Genomic DNA, 7,742 nt, shown 5'->3' with positions numbered 1-7,742 from the left:
CAGACCTCGGCCCGGCGCAGGAAGACGGCATCGAACAGCTCGCGCTTGGCCCCGAAATAGTAGTGGACCAGGGCCGTATCGACACCGGCCTCGCGCGCCACCTCGCGGATGGTGACGCCGTAGAAGCCATGTTTGGAAAACAGGTCCTCGGCCGCATCCAGGATCAGATCGCGCGTCTCGCCCGCCGCCTTGGCCTCGGTCTTGGGCGGGCGGCCGCGTCGCGCCGGCGTCGCCCCGACCGCCTTGCGACGCGCCGCAGCGACAGGACGGGCTGTGGAAGGGACGGCTTCAGGCTTGCTCATCCGGCAAGGCTAGGCGCACGACCGCGACGGTGCAACGGCGCCACGGTCGGCGATCCAAGTGACGCTGCGTCAGTCCAGTGTTTGACAGACGGCCGAAACCGGGTAGTTTCCGTGAAAATCATTGAACGCTGAATAAAAGCGTCCATCGGGCTGGAAACGACAAAGGGGTCTAGGATCATGAACCGTCATGTGAAGTGCGCGCTGCTGGCCGGCGCGGCGTGGGGCGTGCTTGCGGGGGCCACGGTCGCCCAGGACGCGGAGGCGACCGCTCAGGCCGCGAACGCCCAAGATGCGGCGACCGTCGACGACATCGTCGTCACCGCGCGCCGCCGCGCAGAAAGCCTACAGGATGTGCCGGTCGCCGTGACCGCCGTCAGCGGCGAACAGCTTGAGGCACGCGGCGCCCTGGACATCACCGAACTGGCGCGCTCGACGCCCAGCCTGACGCTGAACGCCGCGCGGGGCTCGAACTCGACCCTGATCTCCTTTATTCGCGGCGTGGGTCAGCAGGATCCGCTGTGGGGCTTTGATCCCGGCGTCGGCCTGTATATCGACGACGTCTATGTGGCCCGTCCGCAGGCCGCCGTTCTGGACATCTTCGACGTGGAGCGGGTCGAGGTGCTGCGTGGTCCGCAAGGCACGCTTTACGGCCGCAACACTATCGGCGGCGCCATCAAATACGTCACCAGCCGAATTGACGCAGACGAGCCCGAGGGACGCCTGCGCGCCTCCTACGGCAGCTATAACCAGCGCGACGTGATCGCCAGCGCCCAGCTGCCGTTCAGCGACGAGTTCAAGGTCTCGGCCGCCCTGGCCCGCTATCTGCGTGACGGCTACGGCAAAAACCTGAACACCGGCAACGAACACTACAACAAGGACGTGACCGCCTTCCGCGCTAGTGCGGAATGGAGCCCGACCGACAGCCTGTTCTTCCGTCTGGCCGGCGATCTGGTGAACGACGACTCCAACGCGCGGCACGGCCACCGCGAGTTCGCCCCGTCGCCCGCCGATGTCTATGACACCAACGCCGGCGCCGGCGACAAGAACCGCGTCCAGACGCGCGGCGTGTCGCTGACCGGCGAGTGGGAGATGAGCGACATGTTCACCTTCAAGTCGATCACCGCCTATCGTGAAGGCCTGACGCGCGGCAACATCGACTTCGACAACCTGCCCCAGCCCATCCTCGACATCCCCGCCGCCTATGACGACGACCAGTTCAGCCAGGAATTCCAGGTTCTGGTCAGCGCGGGCCGCCTGAACGGCGTCGCCGGCGTCTTCTACATGGACGCCAACGCCTCGGGCGCGTTCGACACCGTCGTGGGTCTGGCCAATCTAACGACCCTGACCTCGGGTTCGGTGGCGACCAAGAGCTACGCCGCCTTCGCCGACTTCTCCTATGACTTCACCGACGCCCTGTCGGTCTCGGTCGGCGGACGCTTCACCAAGGACGAGAAGGAAGGCACCGTCTTCCGTCAGCAGTATCTGGGCATCCGCAGCCCCTATTTCGGCAACAACGCCGCCGTGCCGCTGGGCGCGCCGCGCACCAACTACACCCGCACGCGCGAGTTCGAGAAGTTCACGCCGCGCGTCTCGGTCAACTACAAGTTCGGCCCCGATCTGACGGCCTACGCGTCGTGGGGCGAGGGCTTCAAGTCGGGCGGCTTCGACATGCGCGGCGATGCGGTCCTGTATCCCGCCACCGTCAACGGCTATGCGCCCGAGACCGTCGAGACCTATGAGATCGGGCTGAAGGGTTCGCTGCTGGATCGTCGTCTGACCTTCGCCACCGCGATCTTCGATTCCAGCTACGAGAACCAGCAGATCACGACCCAGTATCCGGCCGGCGCGACCGTCGCCTCGGTGGTGGACAATGTCGGCTCGTCATCGATCCGCGGTTGGGAGTTCGAAGGCCGCGTGCGCGCCACCGACGCCCTGACGTTCAACGCCTCGCTGAGCTATATCGACGCGAAGTTCGACCAGTTCCTGGCCTACATCCCGACGGCCTCGGGCAATACGTCCTGCCCGACCCTGCCGGGCTGCGTCGTCGACGTATCCTCGCAGCGCGACTTCCAGAACACGCCGGAATGGACCGGATCGATCTCGGCCAACTACAACTGGGTCATGGAGAACGGTTCGTCGATCGCCTTCATCCCGTCGGTCGCTTACCGCGGCGCCTATCAGCAGTTCGAAACGCCCGCGCCGCTGCTCGATCAGGACGCCTACTGGATGTATGACGCCAGCATCGTCTGGACCTCGTCAGACGATCGCCTGACCTTCGGCGTCCACGGCAAGAACCTGGGCGACGAACGCTATCGCGTCGGCGGCTACACCTTCCCTGGCGCCCTGACCGGCAACTCGATCATCGGCTTCTACGGCCCGCCGCGCACCGTCACGGCGACCCTGGGTCTGAAGTTCTGATCCACATCCATAACGCCTGACGACGAGGGGCGGCGGTCTCCGGGCCGCCGCCCTTTTTCGCTTCATGGGGCCTATTTTGCACAGGCCGGACTTGCGGCTAGGCTCGCCGCAACAAACAACAAGACGCCGAGGGGAAACGCCGATGACGACGGAGACGCTGACGGTCCAGGAGGCGCGGCCCGAGCGGCCTGAGCGGCCCGGCTACCGCTACTATGTGCTGGCGGTCCTCATCCTGATCTACATGCTGAACTTCCTGGATCGCCAGATCATCGGCATCCTGGCCGCGCCTCTGAAAGAAGAGTTCGGCATGTCCGACAGCCAGTTCGGCCTGTTGGGCGGCATCGCCTTCGCCTCGGTCTATTCGACGCTGGCCATTCCCCTGGCCTGGCTGGCGGACCGGTTCAGCCGGGTCTGGATCATGACCGGTGCCCTGGCCGTCTGGTCGGGCTTCACCGCCCTATGCGGCATGGCCGGGTCGTTCGGTCAGCTGTTCCTGTGCCGGATGGGCGTGGGCATCGGCGAGGCGGGCGGCGTGGCTCCGGCCTATTCGCTGATCGCCGACTATTTCCCGCCGCATCAGCGCGCGCGGGCCATGGCGGCCTTCGCCTTCGGAATTCCGCTGGGCATGGCGGCGGGCACCCTGGTCGGCGGCCTGCTGGCGGCGACTTACGGCTGGCGCACGGCCTTCATCGTGGTCGGCCTGCTGGGCGTGCTGGTCGCGCCCCTGCTGCGTCTGACGGTGCGGGATCCCAGGCGCGGCGGGACGGACGCCATAAAGACCGAGGCCCAGGTCGCGGCCCTGGCCGCCGCCCCCGTTGGTACGGACCGGGCCGGCAAGATCGCCGCCCAGATCATGCTGGGTCTCGGCGCCGGCCTGCTGATCCTCGGCGCATTGAGCTGGCTGATAGGAACGTCGTTGGGCAATCCGCTGGTGATGGCGTTCGGCGGCCTGCTGGCGGTGGTGATCGGCGTCTCGCTGATGATCGCGAGGCGTACCGCCTCGGTGGTGATCAAGAAGCCCAGCTTCTGGCTCCTGGGCCTGGGCGCTGCCTCATCGTCGGTATGCGGCTATGGCGTGGCCGGCTGGCTGCCCCTGTTCTTCATGCGCAGTTTCGACCTGACCCTGAAACAGACCAGCATCTACTATTCCGGCATCGCCCTGATCGGCGGCATCCTGGGCATCTGGCTGGGCGGCATGATCGCCGACAAGCTGTCCAAGAAGGGCAAGGGCGCCTATCCGCTGACGCCCGCCGTCGCCTTTCTGATCTCGGCGCCCTGTTTCATACTGGCGATGAACTCGCCGTGGCTGATCGGCCTGGTTCTGCCCGGCGGCGGCAGCCACGTTCAGCAGCTGACCCTGGCCTTCTTGATCTTCCTGCTGCCGACCGGATTGAACCTGGCCTGGCTGGGTCCGATCACGGCTGCGGTTCAGCATCTGGTGCCGGCTGCCATGCGTTCGACGGCCTCGGCCCTGTTCCTGTTGCTGAACAATCTGCTCGGGATCGCGGTCGGCTTCTACTATTTCGGCTGGATGAGCGACCTGCTGGCCCCGCGCTTCGGAGAGGAAAGCCTGCGCTGGGCCATCTACACCGGCATGGGCTTCTATGTGCTCGCCGCGATCCTGCTGATCGGGGCGTCGCGCACCCTCAAGAAGGACTGGGTCGACTAAAGGGGGCCTGTGGACGGTTGCACCTGCGAAGGGGTGGGGCCTATAAGCCCCGCAACTCTCCCAGCAGCGGTTGCGACGGTCCCCCATGAACATTCACGAATATCAGGCCAAGCAGGTCCTCAAAGGCTTCGGCGCACCCGTCGCCGAAGGCGTCGCGGTGACGTCGGTCGATCAGGTCGAGGCGGCCGCCAAATCGCTGCCCGGCCCGCTCTATGTCGTGAAGTCGCAAATCCACGCCGGCGGCCGCGGCAAGGGCAAGTTTAAGGAACTGCCGGCCGACGCCAAGGGCGGCGTTCGCCTGGCCTTTTCGGTCGGGGAAGCCGTCGCTCACGCCAAGGAAATGCTGGGCAACACCCTGGTCACCGCCCAGACGGGCGACGCCGGCAAGCAGGTCAACCGCCTCTACATCGAGGACGGCGCCGACATCGAGCGTGAACTGTACTGCTCGCTGCTGGTCGATCGCGCCTATGGCCGCATCGCCTTCGTCGTCTCGACCGAAGGCGGCATGGACATCGAAACCGTCGCCCACGACACGCCCGAGAAGATCCAGAACATCGTCATCGACCCGAGCGCGGGCGTGACCGACGCCGACGTCGCCGCCATCACCGCCGCCTACGGCCTGACGGGCGCCGCGGCCGAAGACGCCAAGTCGCTGTTCCCCGCCCTGTACAAGGCCTTCGTTGAGAAGGACATGGACATGCTGGAGGTGAACCCCCTGATCGTCATGAAGGACGGTCACCTGCGCGTTCTGGACGCCAAGGTCAGCTTCGACGGCAACGCCCTGTTCCGCCACGACGACATCAAGGCACTGCGCGACGAAACCGAAGAAGACGCCAAGGAAATCGAAGCGTCCAAGTGGGACCTCGCCTATGTCTCGCTGGACGGCAACATCGGCTGCATGGTCAATGGCGCAGGGCTCGCCATGGCGACGATGGACATCATCAAGCTGTACGGCAAGGAGCCGGCCAACTTCTGCGACGTCGGCGGCGGCGCCGGCAAGGAGAAGGTCGCGGCGGCCTTTAAGATCATCACCGCCGACCCGAACGTCCAGGGCATCCTGGTCAACATCTTCGGCGGCATCATGAAGTGCGACGTCATCGCCGAGGGCGTGGTCGCGGCCGTGAAGGAAGTGGGCCTGAAGGTGCCGCTGGTCGTGCGTCTGGAAGGCACCAACGCCGAACTGGGCAAGAAAATCCTGAACGAGTCGGGCCTGACCATCCAGGCCGCCGACGACCTCGACGACGCCGCCCAGAAGATCGTCGCGGCGGTCGGCTAAGGCTTCGGCCTTACTCGCCACCGCCCCGCTGACACATCGAATTCAGAGCACAGACCCATGTCCATTCTCGTCGACAAGAACACCAAGATCATCGTCCAGGGCCTGACCGGCAAGACCGGCGGCTTCCACACCGAACAGGCCCTGGCCTATCACGGCACCCAGATGGTCGCCGGCGTGCACCCGTCCAAGGGCGGCACGAACTGGACCGGATCGCACGGTGAGAGCCTGCCGATCTACGCCTCGGTCGCCGAAGCCAAGGACGCCACGGGCGCCGACGCCTCGGTGATCTACGTCCCGCCGTCGGGCGCGGCCGCCGCCATCATCGAAGCCATCGACGCCGAAATCCCCTTCATCACCTGCATCACCGAGGGCATCCCGGTGATGGACATGGTCAAGGTCAAGCGTCGCCTGGAAGGCTCCAAGTCGCGTCTGCTGGGCCCGAACTGCCCCGGCATCCTGACGCCGGACGAGTGCAAGATCGGCATCATGCCGGGCAACATCTTCAAGAAGGGCTCGGTCGGCATCGTGTCGCGTTCGGGCACCCTGACTTATGAAGCCGTGTTCCAGACCACCAACGAAGGCCTGGGCCAGACCACGGCCGTCGGCATCGGCGGCGACCCGGTCAAGGGCACCGAATTCATCGACGTGCTGGAGCTGTTCCTGGCCGACGAGGAAACCACCTCGATCATCATGATCGGCGAAATCGGCGGCGGCGCGGAAGAAGACGCCGCCCAGTTCCTGATCGACGAAGCCAAGAAGGGCCGCAAGAAGCCGATGGCCGGCTTTATCGCGGGCCGTACCGCTCCGAAGGGCCGCACCATGGGCCACGCCGGCGCCGTCGTCTCGGGCGGCAAGGGCGATGCGGAATCCAAGATCGCGGCGATGGAAGCCGCCGGCATCCGCATGTCGGAATCGCCTGCGCGCCTCGGCAAGACCCTGGTCGAAGTTCTGAAGGGCTGAGGCTTCCAAGTGCGTGCTACGCGCGGGCGCTACGCTCGCCGCGCGGCGCCTCGCTGCTTGAGCGCCTTTTCGGCATCAAAAATGCCGTGTGACGCATCGATGAACGCCCTCGGCTCAGGCCGGGGGCGTTTTTTCTTGGGCCTGCGACCAATTTCCTACCAAATTGCCCCGTTTCGGTCATGACCCGTCAGGAAACGACGCCTATATGACGGGCGCGCCCCTCACGGAGATGTGTCCGTCGGGGCCCAGGGATTGCGAAACGATGGCGGACGATGCCGGTCGGCTGAACCAGGTCTTTGCCGAGACCTCATTCCTCTACGGGTCCAATGCGGCCTACGTCGAGGAGCTTCAGGAGAAGTGGGCGAAAGACCCCGGCTCCGTTTCCGCCGAATGGAAAGCCTTTTTCGACCAGCTGCGCGACAACGCCGCGCTGGTGACGGCTTCGGCCGGCGCCGGCAGCTGGGGTCGCGGCGTGGCGACCGAACCCACGGAGGAGACCGGCGTCTTCGACGGTCGTTGGCCGGCGCCGAAGCCCGATCCCAAAAAGGCCGGCGCTGCGCCGGCTGCTGCTGCGCCCAAGGCCGCGTCCGCCGACGTCTCGGCCGATGCGATCCGCGCCGCCGCCCACGACTCCATCCGCGCCCTGATGCTGATCCGCAGCTATCGCGTGCGCGGGCACCTGCAGGCCAAACTGGACCCGCTGGGCATCGAACAGCCGGTCGAGAACCCCGAGCTGACGCCCGAGTTTTACGGCTTCACCGGCGCCGATCTGGACCGTCCGATCTTCCTGGACGGCGTGCTTGGTCTTCAGACCGGCACGATCCGCGAAGTGCTGGAGATCCTGAAACGCACCTATTGCGGCAATATCGGCATCCAGTTCATGCACATTGCTGAACCGGAAGAGAAATCCTGGCTGCAGCAGCGGTTCGAGGGCGCCGACAAGTTCGAGCAGAACGCCTTCTCCAAGGAAGGCAAGCTGGCCATCCTGTCCAAGCTGGTCGAGGCCGAAGGTTTCGAACGCTTCCTGCACAAGCGTTTCCCCGGCACCAAGCGGTTCGGCCTGGACGGCGGCGAGGCCATGGTCCCGGCGCTGGAGCAGGTCATCAAGCGCGGCGGT

General features: G+C 65.7%; 6 protein-coding genes. 5 read left to right on the top strand and 1 reads right to left on the bottom strand.

The genetic code is table 11. The annotated features are described in order from the left end of the window. Positions 1-302 (bottom strand): helix-turn-helix domain-containing protein (locus RT123_RS15020; RefSeq protein ID WP_313009989.1); only part of this gene is annotated, 302 nt, incomplete at its 3' end. Positions 303-479: 177 nt separating this feature from the next. Between RT123_RS15020 and RT123_RS15015 the strand changes: the two genes are divergently transcribed. From RT123_RS15015 to RT123_RS14995, 5 genes are all read left to right on the top strand, one after another. Further along, positions 480-2,720: a TonB-dependent receptor gene (locus RT123_RS15015; protein ID WP_292076196.1), complete on the top strand. Its 2,241-nt coding sequence runs from the start codon at positions 480-482 to the stop codon at positions 2,718-2,720. A gap of 142 nt (positions 2,721-2,862) precedes the next feature. Further along, positions 2,863-4,389 (top strand): MFS transporter, encoded by a 1,527-nt coding sequence (locus RT123_RS15010; RefSeq protein ID WP_313009986.1) that lies wholly within the window; start codon positions 2,863-2,865, stop codon positions 4,387-4,389. Positions 4,390-4,474: 85 nt separating this feature from the next. Further along, on the top strand, positions 4,475-5,665 hold the full coding sequence (sucC, locus tag RT123_RS15005) for an ADP-forming succinate--CoA ligase subunit beta (RefSeq protein WP_313009985.1): 1,191 nt from the start codon (positions 4,475-4,477) through the stop codon (positions 5,663-5,665). Positions 5,666-5,722: 57 nt separating this feature from the next. After that, a complete protein-coding gene (gene sucD, locus RT123_RS15000) occupies positions 5,723-6,625 on the top strand; it encodes a succinate--CoA ligase subunit alpha (RefSeq protein WP_045809475.1) in 903 nt (300 codons plus the stop codon). A 262-nt stretch (positions 6,626-6,887) separates the two neighbouring features. Next, positions 6,888-7,742, top strand: an 855-nt coding sequence (locus RT123_RS14995) for a 2-oxoglutarate dehydrogenase E1 subunit family protein (RefSeq protein ID WP_409514921.1), incomplete at its 3' end; no start/stop codon positions are given.

This window comes from Brevundimonas vesicularis, from assembly GCF_032067225.1.
Taxonomy (GTDB): Bacteria; Pseudomonadota; Alphaproteobacteria; order Caulobacterales; family Caulobacteraceae; genus Brevundimonas; species Brevundimonas vesicularis_F.
This window is presented reverse-complemented; position numbering and strand designations above follow the sequence as displayed.

What these genes read in the sequence shown, in the direction of transcription:
- RT123_RS15015 (WP_292076196.1), top strand. Translation starts at nt 480, where the DNA reads ATGAACCGTCATGTGAAGTGCGCGCTGCTGGCCGGCGCGGCGTGGGGC.
- RT123_RS15010 (WP_313009986.1), top strand. Translation starts at nt 2,863, where the DNA reads ATGACGACGGAGACGCTGACGGTCCAGGAGGCGCGGCCCGAGCGGCCT.
- sucC (WP_313009985.1), top strand. Translation starts at nt 4,475, where the DNA reads ATGAACATTCACGAATATCAGGCCAAGCAGGTCCTCAAAGGCTTCGGC.
- sucD (WP_045809475.1), top strand. Translation starts at nt 5,723, where the DNA reads ATGTCCATTCTCGTCGACAAGAACACCAAGATCATCGTCCAGGGCCTG.